This window comes from Flavobacterium sp., assembly GCF_044348915.1.
Taxonomy (GTDB): Bacteria; Bacteroidota; Bacteroidia; order Flavobacteriales; family Flavobacteriaceae; genus Flavobacterium.
This window is the reverse complement of sequence record NZ_JBIKRX010000017.1, coordinates 1-15,253: the sequence shown is the minus strand read 5'-3', so window position 1 is coordinate 15,253 and position 15,253 is coordinate 1. Positions and strand designations below refer to the sequence as shown.

General features: G+C 35.7%; 15 protein-coding genes and 1 riboswitch. Of the genes, 5 read left to right on the top strand and 10 right to left on the bottom strand.

The window, feature by feature from the left end; genetic code table 11:
• Positions 1-66 precede the first annotated feature (66 nt).
• On the top strand, positions 67-804 hold the full coding sequence (locus ACIQ1E_RS04855; RefSeq protein WP_396169217.1) for a phosphatase PAP2 family protein: 738 nt from the start codon (positions 67-69) through the stop codon (positions 802-804).
• Positions 805-977: 173 nt separating this feature from the next.
• On the opposite strand, the gene ACIQ1E_RS04850 is transcribed toward ACIQ1E_RS04855, so the two are convergent.
• Positions 978-1,358 (bottom strand): DUF3127 domain-containing protein, encoded by a 381-nt coding sequence (locus ACIQ1E_RS04850; RefSeq protein ID WP_396169215.1) that lies wholly within the window; start codon positions 1,356-1,358, stop codon positions 978-980.
• A gap of 183 nt (positions 1,359-1,541) precedes the next feature.
• Here ACIQ1E_RS04850 and ACIQ1E_RS04845 point away from each other — a divergent pair, with 183 nt between their 5' ends.
• On the top strand, positions 1,542-2,696 hold the full coding sequence (locus tag ACIQ1E_RS04845) for a sensor histidine kinase (protein WP_396169213.1): 1,155 nt from the start codon (positions 1,542-1,544) through the stop codon (positions 2,694-2,696).
• Here the strand turns inward: ACIQ1E_RS04845 and ACIQ1E_RS04840 are convergent.
• From ACIQ1E_RS04840 to greA, 3 genes are read right to left on the bottom strand one after another with little or no spacing between them, the layout of a single operon-like run.
• Positions 2,688-3,857: a transglutaminase domain-containing protein gene (locus tag ACIQ1E_RS04840; RefSeq protein ID WP_396169211.1), complete on the bottom strand. Its 1,170-nt coding sequence runs from the start codon at positions 3,855-3,857 to the stop codon at positions 2,688-2,690. The genes ACIQ1E_RS04845 and ACIQ1E_RS04840 overlap by 9 nt on opposite strands.
• An 18-nt stretch (positions 3,858-3,875) precedes the next feature.
• Positions 3,876-4,265: an HIT family protein gene (locus tag ACIQ1E_RS04835; protein ID WP_396169209.1), complete on the bottom strand. Its 390-nt coding sequence runs from the start codon at positions 4,263-4,265 to the stop codon at positions 3,876-3,878.
• A gap of 42 nt (positions 4,266-4,307) precedes the next feature.
• Positions 4,308-4,784 carry a transcription elongation factor GreA gene (gene greA, locus ACIQ1E_RS04830; RefSeq protein ID WP_396169207.1) on the bottom strand — a complete coding sequence of 159 codons (477 nt, stop codon included), beginning with the start codon at positions 4,782-4,784 and terminating at the stop codon, positions 4,308-4,310.
• 164 nt (positions 4,785-4,948) lie between these two features.
• On the opposite strand from greA, the gene ACIQ1E_RS04825 reads away from it, so the two are divergent.
• Complete coding sequence (locus ACIQ1E_RS04825) at positions 4,949-5,365, top strand: Rieske (2Fe-2S) protein (RefSeq protein ID WP_396169205.1); 417 nt, start codon at positions 4,949-4,951, stop codon at positions 5,363-5,365.
• A 50-nt stretch (positions 5,366-5,415) separates the two neighbouring features.
• Here ACIQ1E_RS04825 and ACIQ1E_RS04820 read toward each other — a convergent pair whose 3' ends face one another.
• The 6 genes from ACIQ1E_RS04820 to ACIQ1E_RS04795 all read right to left on the bottom strand — a co-directional run bounded on the left by ACIQ1E_RS04820 (position 5,416) and on the right by ACIQ1E_RS04795 (position 12,423).
• Complete coding sequence (locus ACIQ1E_RS04820) at positions 5,416-7,608, bottom strand: TonB-dependent receptor (RefSeq protein WP_396169203.1); 2,193 nt, start codon at positions 7,606-7,608, stop codon at positions 5,416-5,418.
• A gap of 86 nt (positions 7,609-7,694) precedes the next feature.
• A riboswitch (TPP riboswitch) is annotated at positions 7,695-7,789 on the bottom strand.
• A gap of 57 nt (positions 7,790-7,846) precedes the next feature.
• Positions 7,847-8,248 carry an alternative ribosome rescue aminoacyl-tRNA hydrolase ArfB gene (gene arfB, locus ACIQ1E_RS04815; protein WP_396169201.1) on the bottom strand — a complete coding sequence of 134 codons (402 nt, stop codon included), beginning with the start codon at positions 8,246-8,248 and terminating at the stop codon, positions 7,847-7,849.
• Positions 8,249-8,250: 2 nt separating this feature from the next.
• Positions 8,251-10,371 carry a DUF4301 family protein gene (locus ACIQ1E_RS04810; protein WP_396169199.1) on the bottom strand — a complete coding sequence of 707 codons (2,121 nt, stop codon included), beginning with the start codon at positions 10,369-10,371 and terminating at the stop codon, positions 8,251-8,253.
• On the bottom strand, positions 10,320-10,955 hold the full coding sequence (gene pnuC / locus ACIQ1E_RS04805; protein ID WP_396169197.1) for a nicotinamide riboside transporter PnuC: 636 nt from the start codon (positions 10,953-10,955) through the stop codon (positions 10,320-10,322). Before pnuC ends, ACIQ1E_RS04810 begins: the two co-directional genes overlap by 52 nt.
• Before the next feature lie 41 nt (positions 10,956-10,996).
• Positions 10,997-11,737: a geranylgeranylglyceryl/heptaprenylglyceryl phosphate synthase gene (locus ACIQ1E_RS04800; RefSeq protein ID WP_396169195.1), complete on the bottom strand. Its 741-nt coding sequence runs from the start codon at positions 11,735-11,737 to the stop codon at positions 10,997-10,999.
• Positions 11,738-11,787: 50 nt separating this feature from the next.
• The gene (locus tag ACIQ1E_RS04795) at positions 11,788-12,423 is read right to left on the bottom strand and encodes a 4'-phosphopantetheinyl transferase family protein (RefSeq protein ID WP_396169193.1); all 636 of its coding nucleotides are present in this window, start codon (positions 12,421-12,423) and stop codon (positions 11,788-11,790) included.
• A gap of 241 nt (positions 12,424-12,664) precedes the next feature.
• Between ACIQ1E_RS04795 and ahcY the strand changes: the two genes are divergently transcribed.
• Both ahcY and cysK read left to right on the top strand, forming a co-directional pair.
• Positions 12,665-13,981, top strand: a complete 1,317-nt coding sequence (gene ahcY / locus ACIQ1E_RS04790; protein ID WP_396169191.1) for an adenosylhomocysteinase — start codon at positions 12,665-12,667, stop codon at positions 13,979-13,981.
• Between the two features lie 181 nt (positions 13,982-14,162).
• Positions 14,163-15,074 (top strand): cysteine synthase A, encoded by a 912-nt coding sequence (gene cysK / locus ACIQ1E_RS04785; protein WP_396169189.1) that lies wholly within the window; start codon positions 14,163-14,165, stop codon positions 15,072-15,074.
• Positions 15,075-15,253: the final 179 nt, after the last annotated feature.

The following is a 15,253-nucleotide window of genomic DNA, read 5'->3' as shown; positions in this document are numbered from 1 at the left end:
AATTCCTACATTTGAGCAAGCTAAAATACACTTTATTAGTTAATCTTAAAAATTCCGCTGAACCCAATGAATAATTATCTTTTTTGCCTTCTCTTTTCTATACTATTTGCTACAGGAAATGCACAAACTAAAGATTCAATTTCATCAATACAGCCAAAAGATAAAATATCTTATAAACAATTTATAGCGCCAGTTGCACTAATAACAGCGGGATCATTGATGATTAACTCAGCATTAAACGACGATTTGCAGAAAAACGCAAACAACTTTTTTGGCGAAGATTTTAGTTCTCGAGCAGATGATGTTCTACTATTTGTTCCGGCAGCACAAATTTATCTTGGGAAAAGTTTTGGATTCAAACCAAAAAACGACTTTTACCATCAGACTATCAATATTGCGATTGCGAATGTTATAGCAGTTTCTACAACAATGGCGTTAAAGTACAGCATAAAAGAAGAAAGACCAGACCAATCGGATGATTTAAGCTTTCCTTCGGGTCATACGGCGATTGCCTTTACAAATGCTGCCTTATTATATTATGAATTCAAAGATTCAAATATGTGGTATGCGAGCAGCGGATTTTTGTTTGCCACCGCCACAGGAATTCTCCGCATTGCTAATAACGAACATTATACTTCCGATGTGCTTGCCGGCGCAGGAATTGGACTGGCATCGGGATTGATAGTTTCCTATTGGAATCCCTTTAAGTCGATGTCATTTGGGAAGAAGAATAAAAATACGGCTTTTGTATATCCGAAAATAGGGAGTCAAATTGGGATGGGAGCATTAATTCAACTGAATTAATACCGATTAGCAATATATAAGAGTCCAATAAATTGTACTCAATATATTGTCTATCGGCATAAACCATTGTAAAATTTTTAAATGGATTAGACCATTTTTAAATTACAATTGGTATAATTTCTTGAAAAACCAAAAAAAATCCTTGAGAAATTTCAAGGATTTTAATATCATATTTAGAACGGTAAATCGTCTGGTTCTTCTTCGTTTAAGCTTGTTGCTGGAGGAAAAGCTGCTGCTGTAGGCATTGGCGGAGCTTGAGTCGCGGCTGCTGCTTCGGCTTGAACTTTTGCAATTCTCCAACCTTGAATAGTATTGAAGTAAACAGTTTCACCTTGTGGATTTGTCCACTCGCGACCTCTTAAATTGATGTCGATTTTTACGGCTTCTCCAACTTGGAAATTATTCAACAAATCACATTTGTCCTGAACAAATTGAACCAAAATATGTTGTGGATATTGCTCATCTGTTGTAACAACAACATCTCTCTTTTTGAAACCTGAAGACCCAACCTCTTTGGTCTGATCGACCATCTTAATTTTTCCTGTAACTTCCATTATAATTTTTATTATTTGTGATACACAAATATAGTATTTTATCAATTAGTTTCAAATTAAAAACGAATTCAGAAAAAATATAAATTCTCTTTTTTTCAAAATTTAAATAATAAAGAACTAGTCCCAAAAAAATACAATCTTAGATGAATTATTTCGTTATATTTATGCCACAAAAATCAATTTATGCAGTTTTCCGAGAGTCGAAACACCAGCCGTTGGATTATAATTTTTGCTTCCTTTTTAATTATTTCATTAATTCTTTGGAACACTTATACCTTTTTCCAAATTTTCAAACAGGAAGAACGGTTAAAAATGAATCTTTGGGCCAATGCACAAAAAACACTTATCAATGCTGGCGAAAACACCGATTTAGAACTCCCGCTTCAAATTTTTAGCAACAATACTTCGATTCCGATAATGCTGACTGAAAATGACAGCATCATCAATTATATTAATATTGACGAAGCAATTGCAAAAAACCCAAAACGAGCAAATCAGTTTTTGTCAGGCTTAAAAAGCGAAAATGAGCCCATCATCATTGAGTATGTTCCTGGAAAATTCCAATATCTATATTATGGAGATTCCGCTTTGTTGAATAAACTGAAATATTATCCTATTGCTTTATTGCTAATCATTGTTTTGTTTGCTGCTTTGGTGTACAATTTTTACAAGAGTACCAAAATGGCTACTCAAAACAAGCTTTGGGCTGGAATGGCAAAAGAAACGGCACATCAAATCGGCACACCGCTTACTTCACTTGTAGGTTGGGTTGAAATTCTCAAAGCCGATAATGTTGATGAAACCACTACCCAAGAAATCGAAAAAGATATTGAGCGACTGCAAACTATAACGGAGCGTTTTTCGAATATCGGTTCCGAACCCAAATTAGAAAGCAAAGATATCATCGAAGAAACTCAAAAATCCTATGATTATTTACAGTCTCGATTTTCTAAACAGATTGAATTTTCATTCAAAGGTCCTGAAGCGCCAGTAATTGTATTATTCAATCCAACTTTACACAGTTGGACCATCGAAAATTTGGTCAAAAACGCTATTGATGCAATGAAAGGTCGAGGAAAATTAGCACTTGAAGTACTGCACGAAGGCGGATTGGTTAAGATTAATATTTCGGATACAGGAAGCGGCATTCCAAAAAACCAATTCAAAAATGTTTTTGAACCTGGATTTACTACCAAAAAAAGGGGTTGGGGATTGGGATTGTCGCTAACCAAAAGAATTGTTGAAGAATATCACAAAGGAACTATAAAAGTACTGCATTCCGAAATAGGGAAAGGGACCACAATGCAGGTCAGTTTTACCGTCACCGAATTAATTTAAGGGAATTCCCATCCAAGACACTTTAGAAAACATCGTTTTACGAATCAATTTAGATTTGCTCAAGTAGTTTTTCACAAACAAAGCTTGTTCTTCGGCTAAAGCCAAATTGGATTCTATTGATTTTTTAATAGATGATAAGTTCGCAGAATCTGTTCCGATGGCACCCACTTTGTAAATATCGTTTTGACATTTAATCAATTTTTCTTTGGGTTTTTGAATCATCGAATTGATTTCTTCGTCAGGAAAAGTAGGTTTGAACTTGTTGTTTCTGTAAAAAATAAAATCATTCAATAAAACAACAGCTTCATTCATTTCGGCAACTATCTTATTCAATTTTTCTATACTGACGTTTTGCCGAAGAAAGGCTGAATGTTTCTTTTGATTTTCGTAGTACGCAACAATCATCGCGTTTTTCAAACCGTTTTTCTCAATTCGTTCCGCCGATTCAAACAATTGATCTATTTCAGACAAGCTACTTTGTTTTCTTTGTTCTTTCTCAAAGTCAAAGTATTTCTTGGTTTTATTGATTTGTGTTTTTCCTGCGTAAAACTCATCATTGGTAACTGGATAATTTGAAAACTGCCATAAATAATCAAAAGGAATGTGAGAAGAAATTATTTTGCTTGGCTCCGTTTTAAAATAATAATTGTTGATTTTTTTGACAAACTTTCCATTCGTCAAGGATCCTGAACCCCAAGTTGGATCAAAAACATACCATTTATTGTCAATTTTTGCCGCACACCAAGCGTGAGACAAATCGGCAATTTTTCCATTTTGCTTGGTATATCCAGAAATAACAACCGATTTTATGCCAACCGAATTCGCTATTTCATTAAAAATTGCAGCGTAATCGGCACAAATTCCTTTATGGGTTTTTAATGTTTTTGCGATTCGATCTTTAGTTGTTTCTTCAAAATTGACCGCAAACATATTGGCTACATCATAGCTTATATTGGAAGCGGTCCAATAGAAAATAGCTCGAATTTTTTCGTTTTCAGTTGTAAAATTGGCGTCAATATATTTTGCTATTTCTTGGGTTGAAGTAGTTGATTTCTGAGGAATTAAAGCAACTTTTTTGTCGACTGCCTCGTATGCCAAATTGGTCTGAGCGAAACTAAATAAGGTAAAGAATAAAGTTAAGCTCAGTAAGTAATTTTTCATTTGATAATCAAATAATATTTACAAATTAGCTTGTATATCTTTGGCCAAAGTTTCAAATTCTTCTTTAGTCAAACTTACTTTATGTTTGAATGTCATTTCTCCCATTTCGTTCAACGGAATCAAATGAACGTGAGCGTGTGGCACTTCGAGACCTATTACAGCCATTCCTATTCTTTTGCAAGGCACTGTTTTTTCGAGTGCGGTGGCAATTCTTTTGGAAAACTGCATTAGCCCAAGGTACAAGTCGTCTTCAATGTCAAAAATTTTGTCGATTTCTTGTTTTGGAACACATAAAGTATGTCCATTTGCATTAGGATTTACATCCAAAAAAGCCAAAAAATTATCGTCCTCTGCTATTTTGTAGCAAGGAATTTCTCCGTTTACTATTCTGGTAAAAATACTTGGCATAGAACGCTGGAATTTAGAGGTTAGAAGTTGGGAGTAAAATTTCTAGTCTCTAGAAACTTCGAGAATTTCAAATTTCAAAACACCGTTTGGCACTGTGATTTCGGCTACTTCTCCGACCTTTTTGCCTAGCAATCCTCTTCCAATTGGCGAGGTTACAGAGATTTTTCCGGTTTTCAAATCGGCTTCACTTTCGGCAACAAGTGTGTATTTCATTTCCATTCCATTGGTTTGGTTTTTGATTTTCACATTAGACAAAACAAGCACCTTAGAAACGTCAAGTTGGGTTTCATCAATTAATCTAGCATTCGAATGTATGTCTTCTAGCTTGGCAATTCGCATTTCCAACATACCTTGTGCTTCTTTAGCAGCATCATATTCGGCATTTTCGGATAGATCTCCTTTATCTCTGGCTTCGGCAATGGCTTGTGAAGCTTTTGGTCTTTCAATACTTTTCAATTGATCTAATTCGTCTCGCAATTTTTTTAATCCTTCGGCGGTGTAATAAGATACTTTAGTCATAACTTCGTCGTTTATATAAAATACAAAAAATCCCATCAGGACGGGATTTCTTTTCACAAAGATAGTATTATTTTTATTTAAACTATAAATATACGTTAAACATATCGATTCGCAAGTTAAATAAATTAATTTTGTACGGCTAATTCTTATACTTTATCCAACTAATGAAAAAATATTTTCTCCTTTTAATTGTCTTTCCGTTGCTTTTTGGATGTAGTAACGACTCCCCAAATAACAACAATCCGTATCTGCCCATCTATCAGGTCAACACAGAAATAAATTTGAATTTACCCCAATATTCCGATCTTAAATTTGTGAGCAATGCAGTTTATATACCTAATCAAGGGGTTCGTGGAATAATAGTTTTCAATATGGGTAGTGGTTATAATGCCTTTGATGCCGCTTGCCCTAATCAAGCATTGAGTTCTTGCTCAACAATGACTATCAAAGGAATTAACGCCATTTGCGCTTGTGACAATACCGAATACAGTTTGTTTTCAGGGCAAAGTAAGGGCAAACAATATCCATTACGACAATACCGAGTAGAGGTAAACGGAAATGTTCTGAGAGTATTTAATTAAAAAATCCTGACAGTATAACCATCAGGATTTTCAAAAAAAGAACAAAAAAACTAAAACTTCAAACTTAGTCCCAATAAGAAATTGATTCCAGCCTGTGGATAATAGTAAGGATAAACATCCCACATATAGCCGTTGGATACGTATTCCTTATCGAAAACATTGTTAACCAAACCGGTAATTGTAATCGACTGGATCCCGATAGCCATCGGGCCCGATTTTGGTTTTATTTCATAACTTACATTGATATCATTCACAAAATAACTTTCCAATATTGCTTCTGGCGAATCAAGATTGTTCATATATTGGTCTCCAACGAATTTTTGTAACAACGAAAGATACAAGCCTTCAATTGGCTTATAGATGAAAATATTCCCCGCAACAATCGCTGGTGAATAAGCAATGGCTGTATTTACTTCGCCATATCCTATGTTCAAATCTACATTCTTGTTATCACTCAAAGTGAAATTTGGCCTGATGATGAATTTTTCAGACAAAGCAATTGTAGCATCGACTTCTAATCCTAAACGGTAACTTTTATCACTGTTAGAACGGATAGGGTTCCCTACATCGTCGAGTTTTCCAGTCAAAATCAATTGGTCTCTGTAAGCCATATAATAAATATTCGAATTGATTTTTACTTTCTGAGCATCAAATCTCCAGCCTAATTCGAAATCGTTTAATTTTTCTGGTTTTGGATTCCCATTTTCATAATCAGTTCTATTCGGTTCACGATTGGCTCTGGCATAAGAAAAATACAATTTGTTTTTTGAGTCAATATCATAATTCAAACCTGCTTTTGGGTTGAAAAAATTAAAGTTGTCATTGACCACTCCTGTTTCCCAACTATCAGCTTTGTAATGCACATTTCGAAGCTGTAGATCCCCAAACAAGCTGATTCTTTCTGTAATTTGATAGTTCGCTTTTGCAAAAATATTTCCATCTGTTTTTGTTGCAAAATCTTCATAATAGAGATCGCCCAACTCGCTTGTTGAGGCATATCTCGCCCAAATTACTTTTCCGAAATGTTCGCCTTCGTACTTGTTCCAGCCTCCACCAAGAATCAAATCCAGTTTATCGTTTTTGTAATTCGCTGAAAATGTTGTGCCATAAAAATCATTGTCCAACCATTTCTGACGTACTAAATCTGTAGTTTTTATAGTTGTTCCACCAATTACAATTGGAGTCAAACCATAACTAGAAAATTTAGCATCTTCTTTATAATTCTCAAAATACCCTCTCCCTTTGGTATAATGAAAAGCCAAATTTGTACTCCACTTACCAGATACTTTTTCGTTCCAATGCAATTGATAATGATCTTGCTGATAATTATCGGTTTCATTATCATAGAAACGAGTATTCCCAAACTCATCGGTAAACATTCCCGCGGAGTTGAAAGTTCTATCAGTTTCCATTGTAGCGGCGTCGATTCCGTTCCAAGACTGATAGGTTTTTTCTGTTCCGCCAAAAGCCAAGGCTTTGATTAAGGTAGTATTCCCCACATAAGTTCCTTGAAGAAAATAGGATTTCAAATTGGAAGTCGCTCTATCTATATAACCGTCTGATTTTAAAGTTGACAAACGTCCCGCAATCTCAAAATGATCATTCATTAGACCCGTACTGAATTTTACCGTATTTTTATTGGTATTAAAACTCCCAATAGAACTAGAAATTTCACCCGTGCTTTTTTTGGAATAATTGTCTGTTAGCATATTCAAACTGGCGCCAAAAGCACCTGCACCATTGGTAGAAGTTCCCACACCGCGTTGCAATTGAACGCTTTCTAAGGAAGATGCAAAATCAGGCATATTCACCCAAAAGGTACCCTGGCTTTCGGAGTCGTTGTAGGGAATCCCGTTGATGGTTACATTGACACGTGTGGCGTCGCTACCACGAACTCGAATTCCGGTGTAGCCTACTCCGTTTCCGGCATCAGAAGTAGTAACTACTGATGGTAAATAATTCATTAAGATAGGAATATCTTGTCCCAAATTTCGATATTTGATTTCCTTTTTGTCTAAGTTACTGAAGGAAACTGGCGTTTTTGTCGTTACACGAACAGCGGATACCAAAACTTCATCGAGTTGACTAACTTTGGTAGTGTCTTTAGGTTTGTCTTGTGAAAATGAGACTAATGAAAATAGAAAAAAGAGAATAGAAAATAGACCTGAAAACAGTTTAAAAGTTTTTGTCTTACTACTTTGTACTTTGTACTTTGTACTTCGTATATAAAATAAATGGTTCATCCGTAAATGGTTTTACGAATAAAAGGGGGAATTATTCTTTTGTTAAATTAAAAAATGGTTTTTTGAATTTTCAGATAACGTGCACTTCATCTGTTATTCTATTTTCCCTTAACAGCATTACCTGTTCAGGTTCTATGGGTATAATCTCAGCTCGTTATTTAGAGCACCCCTTTGAGACGGGGCAAAGATATAGTATTTGTTTGAAGTTCCAAGTTTAAAGTTAAAGTTTTTGAAACAACTAAAAATCAGGCTTTCTGCGCGATTTTTTTATTTCTGACACAGTCTTTTTATCCTTGATTCTTTTTCGAATAACTGATTTCGGGACTTTTGTTGCTTTCCTAATCTTCGGAACGAGGAGTCCTGCCGTGATAATATCCAGAAAACGCTTGATTACAATAGATTTATTCTTGAGTTGACTTCGGTCTTCATCACAATTCAAAATCAGAATTTTTTCAGAAGTAAGTCTGGAAGCCAATTTGTTTTCAAGCAAAGCTTTCTCCTCTTCCGATAGAGCTTGCGAAGCATTTAAATCAAAAGACAAGACTACTTTCGAGGCAACTTTATTCACGTTTTGCCCACCAGCTCCGCTACTTCGTACGGCTTTGAATTGTAATTCGGATATGATTTTATCGGTTTCCAAAATTATTGAGGTTGATGCGGTTCCTTCAGTAAATCATTTACTGTTTTTACCGGATTGAATGTAATCAAAGGCACTTCAACAAAAACACTTATCCATTTCGCCATTGCTCCATTCCACAAGCCAGGCAATTCATAGCTTTTTAATGGCTTTCCATCCTTGTTTTTCTTCACAATAAACCCACTGTTCTTATCTACAAAATCAGCTAAGTTAAATTTAATCCCTTTGTAATTTTGTGTTCCACAAACTAGATCAACTGGATTAAAATGAGTCGAGCCAGAAAAAATTGTAGCTTGTTCTGGATTTGTTAAATCAATTTGAGAAGTTTCTACGATTTGCAACGAAACCGCTCCTTTCGGACTTCGAACCCAGAAAGGCCCTCCTCCTGTATCGCCTTCATTTCGGACCATACCACAAATTCTTATAGGCCTGTCGAGAATTTTTTTGATGTATTCCTTTTGATATTCCAAAGTATATTTAAAGACTTTTTTAGACCCTTTAATATTCAAGCGAGTCTTAGCAAAATTTATAACTTCTTCAACGTTTATTTCTTGACCACTATCAATAGCATTCAAATATTTGAAAATCTGTTGTTGCAATTCTATCATTATTCCTGCCAATGCCTTTTTATACAAAGTATTGATCTCTACATGAGTTTGAATTACATTGTCGATGTTTTTGACAAAAATCACATCTCCATCCAAATTATTTAAATTCTCAATCAAAGCACCATGTCCTCCTGGCCTAAAAAGTAATTTTCCGTTATCTTCTCGAAAAGGCTTGTTCAAATCATCAACGGCAAGTATATCGGTGGCTTTGTTTTGATACGAAAAACTAACATCAATTTTTGTTTGTGTTTCTTCTTCTACTCTTCTTTTTACAGTTTTGATAACAGTTTCAAAACCAATTTGATGCATTTCGGTAACTGTAAAATGCAAATGAGAACTTCCATTGGACCTCGAATATCTGGTGCACTCATACAGATGTTCCTCAATTGGAGTTGCTATATGCGATTTGTATTTGTGAAAAGGAAGCACTGCTTTCGGTTTATTTGCATAATTAAAATACTCCGAAGACAACATTGTTTTAATAAAATGGAAAAATTTAGCATCCCTTTCTAAAACATTAAAATTAGGGTTGGTTTCTTTCAGCTTTGAATAAATCTCATCGAAAAAAGGGAGTTTGTCTAATCCAACAATAAAAACCGCTAATTCACTTGCTTTTTTCCTGTTGATGTATGCATTGATACTTTCTTTCTCTATATCAAACTCATTCAAAAATTCATTCAAAAATTGAAACATTCTGCTTGCAGCACCTGAAGCGGGAACGAATTTTATCAATTTCAAATTCGTTTTATTAGCATCAAAAAACTCAGCTTTTTGCTGAATCTCATCGCCTGAAAATTTTGCAATTCCACTAGAAACCTGAGCTGGTTTGACCAAAACGGCTTTGGCAATCCCATTGTTGTAATAATTAATTTGATTAACTAAATTTTCTAATGGAATTCCATGTTCCCTTATTTGCAGCAAATCAGCAGACGAAAAACCAAGTTTTTTTGCTTTTTCTAACTGTTCTAAGATTGTGATTGCATTTTTTAATCGAGACTCTTTATCCCCATTGAGAACAATAAATGGTTTTTTGTTATCTATTAATGCTTGTTTAAACGCCTTAAAAACTGCCTCTCTACCTTCGGGTTTATCTCTCAAATCATCTTTTTCCAAAGGGACATCAATATCGGTTAGGAAAAACAAATCATATTCGTGTTTCCTCGCAGCTTTAGCTATTGCTGGGTCACAGAAATTATAATAGACTTCGAAAAACACTTTGGTCACCATTAAATTCGTGTCACAAAAAAGAAATTTATTCGCCTTAGATAGGCTTTCGTTTTCTAATTGAGTTTGTCCATAAGCTATAGGAAGCATATCATCAACGGAGCAAATCTGTCCCGTTTTATCCCATTTTCCCTGAAGGTAATCACGGGCAAATTCGGGAACCCAGGCTGTTTCAAAATGTTCAGCTAGTTGGATTGCCAATGTAGTTTTTCCAGTTGATTCAGGGCCAAAAAGAGTTATTTTTAATATCTCTGAACCTTCTGTATTTCGGACTTGTTTAAGATTTTTTTCCATTCTAAATAACCGTATATGGCGATAATTGTAAAAATTAAAAACTGAAAACTAGTAAATGTGTATCCTTTTGCAAAATACAATGGAATGGAAATAATATCGCCAATGATCCAAAAAATCCAATTTTCGATTTTTCGTTTTGCCATTAACCACATCCCGACAAAAAATAGTCCAGTCAAAATAGTATCAATATAGGAATACCAATTGGTAAATTTATTAAAATAAAGATATACAATACTAACAAAAACGATTGTTAACACGAAAATAAAGATGGCAGCTTTTTTTTCTTTATTGGTCATTGTCGCAATGGGAAACTCAACTGTATCGCCTTTTTTACGAGTCCAATGATACCAACCGTAAATACTCATTATAAAATAATAGCCATTAATCATTGAATCTCCGAGCAATTCCCATTGCCATAGTAAGTACGCATATATAAAAGTGCTCACTAGTCCCGTGGGAAAGACCAAAGTATTGTCCTTTTTTGCAAACCAAACACTCATTAAACCAAAAATTACTGCTGTAATTTCTAGAAAAATATTAAAGGTGGAGTAGGTTTTATATTGAGAGAAAAAGTAATCTAACATTTGATTTTCATTTTCGTTAGAGACGTTGCATTGCAACGTCTTTACCTATTTTGATTAAAAAAATTCAAGTCATTTTCAAACGCCGTTCCGATAACCACCAAATCGGCACCTGCATCATAGGCATTTTGAATTCCTTGCAAATCTACAATTCCACCGCCAACAATTAAGGGAATATCGATATTTTGCGAGACTAGCTGAATGATTTCCTTGGAAACGGCTTTCTTGGCACCACTTCCTGCTTCGAGATAGATTAATTTATTCCCCAACAACTCTCCAGCTTGCGCCGTTTGTAAAATGTATTCTGGATTATTTCTGGCCAAAGGCGTTGTTTTGCTTACGCGTTCAACGGCAGTTTCGGTTCCGCTTTCGATGAGGATGTATCCTGTTGAAATGATCTCGAGATTGGTTTTCTTAAGAATTGGAACAGCTTGTATTTGGTGTTCGATTAAAAAATCAGGGTTTCTGCCCGAAATTAAAGACAGGAACAAAATAGCATCGGCTTCGTTTGAAATTTGCGCCGGATTTCCTGGGAAAAGAACAATTGGTAAAGCCCCCCGACCCCCAAAAGGGGAGACTTGCCTTATTCTTAGAATTAATTCGTCGATTATATTGTTTTGTACCAGGCTTCCGCCAATGAAAATGTGGGTTGCGGGTGATTGGTTTGTTTTTTCGATTAAAATCTCAACCTGATTCAAATCGACTTTATCGGGATCGAGGAGAATGGCGAGAAGTTTCTCTTTATTGGCTTTTGATTTTAATATTTGGTTGTAGATGTTTATCATTATTGGCACACGGATAAAACGGATTTTTACAGATTGGCGCGGATTAATTTTTAATTTTCAAAGGCATACACTAAAGTAAATTTTTCAAACTCTTCAAAGTAAATGGAGAATACTTGTTTTATATTTTCGAATTCAAGAATTGCATTTGTTTTTTGGTCTTCAATTTCAAATGTATTAACTTGAATGTGATCTTTGAAACTGATTCCTTTTTCGTTTCGGATTTTGAAAATGGCTTCTTTGGCTCCCCATTTTACAGTCAATTTTTTGATATAATCTTCGGTGTCGAAATTTTTTAGGCGATTCAACTCTTTCTCGTTTACAAATTTATCGGCAATGCGGATGATTTTTTCTCTTTGCATTTCGATGTCAATTCCAACCGTTTCATCACTGATAATAATGGCAGAAAAATGATGCGAATGTGTAATAGAAACGTGTTTTCCATCCAGAAAATAAGGTTTTCCAAATTCGTCGTAATGCAATTCGAAATCAGTATAGCCAACTTCCTGTAAAAGCATACGCACACTCAAAAAAGCCCGTTGGTGCATTTCGGATTTCATTGCGTTTAATCGAAGTTGGGTTTTTTCTTTCAGCACTACATTGCCCAATAATTCCTCTCGGGATTCGGTGATTTCCCAAACTAGGATTTGGGTTGTAGGACTGAAGATTATGGTTTTGAATAATGGCATTTTAGCAACGTGATTTTTAGCCCTGATGGAAACGGCATCCTTTTATGCCGTCCCGATAGCTATCGGGAGGCAGAAAAGATATAGTGTACAGCAGGATTAGCTCCTTAAAAAAATAAATTATTTCATTAAAATTCAAAAGATTAGGCTATTAAACATTTCATAAATGTTCCCGAATGCTTTTTAAATTCTAAAGTTATTGCGTAAATTTGCAAAAAATTTTACAATTACAAATATACTATAAATGAGTACAACGACTATGCCTTATGTGGCTTTCAAAGTAAAAGACATTTCTCTAGCGGCTTGGGGAAGAAAAGAAATTGAATTAGCCGAAGCTGAAATGCCAGGTTTGATGGCACTTCGTGCAGAATACAAAGACGAACAACCGCTTAAAGGTGCTCGTATTGCTGGATGTTTGCATATGACGATTCAAACTGCGGTTTTGATTGAAACATTGATTGCTCTTGGCGCTGAAGTGACTTGGTCGTCTTGCAACATTTTCTCAACTCAAGATCAAGCTGCTGCTGCAATTGCTGCTGCTGGAATTCAAGTTTATGCTTGGAAAGGCCTTGATGAAGAATCTTTTGACTGGTGTATCGAACAAACTTTATTCTTTGGCGAAGACAGAAAACCATTGAATATGATTCTTGATGATGGTGGTGATTTGACCAATATGGTGATTGACCGTTTCCCAGAATTGGTTGCTGGAATCAAAGGATTGAGCGAAGAAACTACTACAGGTGTACATAGATTGTACGAAAGAGTAAAAGCGGGAACATTGCCAATGCCTGCCATTAACGTAAATGACTCGGTTACTAAATCGAAATTTGACAATAAATACGGTTGTAAAGAAAGTGCCGTTGATGCAGTTCGTCGTGCTACCGATATTATGTTGGCTGGAAAAAGAGTAATCGTTTGTGGTTATGGTGATGTTGGAAAAGGAACTGCTGCTTCTTTTAGAGGTGCGGGTTCTATTGTAACAGTTACTGAAATTGACCCAATTTGTGCTTTACAAGCTGCAATGGACGGTTTTGAAGTTAAAAAATTAGACACTGTTGTTGGAAATGCTGATATCATCATCACTACAACAGGAAATAAAGACATCGTTTTGGGTTCTCATTTCGAACAAATGAAAGACAAAACTATCGTTTGTAACATCGGACATTTTGATAACGAAATTGATATGGCTTGGTTGAACAAAAACCACGGCGCATCGAAAATCGAAATCAAACCACAAGTGGACAAATATACTATCGCTGGAAAAGACATTATCATCTTGGCCGAAGGTCGTTTGGTAAACCTTGGTTGTGCTACAGGTCATCCAAGTTTTGTAATGAGTAACTCCTTTACTAACCAAACTCTAGCTCAAATCGAATTGTGGAAAAATAGCGCGGCATACAACAATGACGTGTATATGTTACCAAAACATTTGGACGAAAAAGTGGCGATGTTGCACTTGGCAAAACTAGGTGTTGAACTAGAAACTTTGCGTGTAGATCAAGCAGAATACATTGGAGTTGCGGTTGAAGGGCCTTTCAAACCGGAGTATTACAGATACTAATCCGAATTCCCGCGCAGGCGGGAATCTCATCCTATATTTTTAGAACCCTTGCAGTCCCGAAGTTTCGGGAGGTGAGGGTTTTTTGTTTCCACACCAATTTAATCCCTATACTATTTTTATGTAAATTAGCAATCCATTACAAATTATAAAAAACAATATTCGAATCATAACATAAACAAATATGAAAGCAAAAAGCATTTTAGAAACCATTGGAAACACACCTGTGGTTCAAATCAACAAGCTATTTAGTAACAGCAAAGAAGTTTGGATTAAATTAGAAAGATCGAATCCAGGAAATAGTATCAAAGACCGAATTGCCTTGGCAATGATCGAAGATGCCGAAAGTAAAGGATTATTGAATCCTGATAGCGTAATTATTGAGCCAACTTCAGGAAATACGGGAATTGGTTTAGCTTTGGTAGCCGCTGTCAAAGGTTACAAAGTGATTTTAGTAATGCCCGATTCTATGAGCGTAGAACGCAGAAAATTAATGGAAATTTACGGAGCCGAATTTGTGCTAACACCTCGTGAAAAAGGAATGAAAGGCGCTATCGAAAAAGCCGCTGAATTAGTTCTTGAAATCCCAAATGCTTGGTCACCAAAACAATTTGATAATCCTGCAAACGTCGCTGTTCACGAAAGAACAACCGCCCAAGAAATCCTAGCTGATTTTCCTGATGGTTTAGATTATATCATCACAGGTGTTGGAACTGGCGGACACATCACGGGTGTAGCAAAAGTCTTGAAAGCTAAATTTCCTAATTTGAAAGTAATTGCTGTTGAACCCGAATTGTCGCCCGTATTGAGTGGTGGAGCTCCAGGACCTCATCCTTTGCAGGGAATTGGCGCTGGATTTGTCCCTGCGAATTATCATAGCCAATACATCGACGAAGTGATACAAGTTAGCAAGGATGATGCTTTTGCATTCGCCAAAAAAATAGCCAAAGAAGAAGGTATTCTGGTGGGTATTTCGACTGGAGCATCATTGGCAGCAGTAGCAAAAAAATTGGAAACTATTCCAGACGGTGCGGTTGTACTCACCTTTAACTACGACACAGGCGAAAGATATTTGTCTATTGAAGGCTTGTTTTAAACATTGCAAAGCTTCAGCCTTCAAAAGGCTGGAAGCTTTAAATCAAAGTTTTTAAATTAAAGTAGGAGACAAAGTTAAGTAATGTATTTAACTTTGTCGTCCTCTCACACCACCGTATGTACTTGCGTGTACGGCGGTTTCCTTAAAGTGGATTACGGAATAATTGTTTATAGTTCTCT

Bases quoted from the DNA above. Each gene is read 5' to 3' on its own strand.
- ACIQ1E_RS04855 (WP_396169217.1), top strand. From the start codon at position 67: ATGAATAATTATCTTTTTTGCCTTCTCTTTTCTATACTATTTGCTACA.
- ACIQ1E_RS04850 (WP_396169215.1), bottom strand. From the start codon at position 1,358: ATGGAAGTTACAGGAAAAATTAAGATGGTCGATCAGACCAAAGAGGTT.
- ACIQ1E_RS04845 (WP_396169213.1), top strand. From the start codon at position 1,542: ATGCAGTTTTCCGAGAGTCGAAACACCAGCCGTTGGATTATAATTTTT.
- ACIQ1E_RS04840 (WP_396169211.1), bottom strand. From the start codon at position 3,857: ATGAAAAATTACTTACTGAGCTTAACTTTATTCTTTACCTTATTTAGT.
- ACIQ1E_RS04835 (WP_396169209.1), bottom strand. From the start codon at position 4,265: ATGCCAAGTATTTTTACCAGAATAGTAAACGGAGAAATTCCTTGCTAC.
- greA (WP_396169207.1), bottom strand. From the start codon at position 4,784: ATGACTAAAGTATCTTATTACACCGCCGAAGGATTAAAAAAATTGCGA.
- ACIQ1E_RS04825 (WP_396169205.1), top strand. From the start codon at position 4,949: ATGAAAAAATATTTTCTCCTTTTAATTGTCTTTCCGTTGCTTTTTGGA.
- ACIQ1E_RS04820 (WP_396169203.1), bottom strand. From the start codon at position 7,608: ATGAACCATTTATTTTATATACGAAGTACAAAGTACAAAGTACAAAGT.
- ACIQ1E_RS04810 (WP_396169199.1), bottom strand. From the start codon at position 10,371: ATGGAAAAAAATCTTAAACAAGTCCGAAATACAGAAGGTTCAGAGATA.
- pnuC (WP_396169197.1), bottom strand. From the start codon at position 10,955: ATGTTAGATTACTTTTTCTCTCAATATAAAACCTACTCCACCTTTAAT.
- ACIQ1E_RS04800 (WP_396169195.1), bottom strand. From the start codon at position 11,737: ATGATAAACATCTACAACCAAATATTAAAATCAAAAGCCAATAAAGAG.
- ACIQ1E_RS04795 (WP_396169193.1), bottom strand. From the start codon at position 12,423: ATGCCATTATTCAAAACCATAATCTTCAGTCCTACAACCCAAATCCTA.
- ahcY (WP_396169191.1), top strand. From the start codon at position 12,665: ATGAGTACAACGACTATGCCTTATGTGGCTTTCAAAGTAAAAGACATT.
- cysK (WP_396169189.1), top strand. From the start codon at position 14,163: ATGAAAGCAAAAAGCATTTTAGAAACCATTGGAAACACACCTGTGGTT.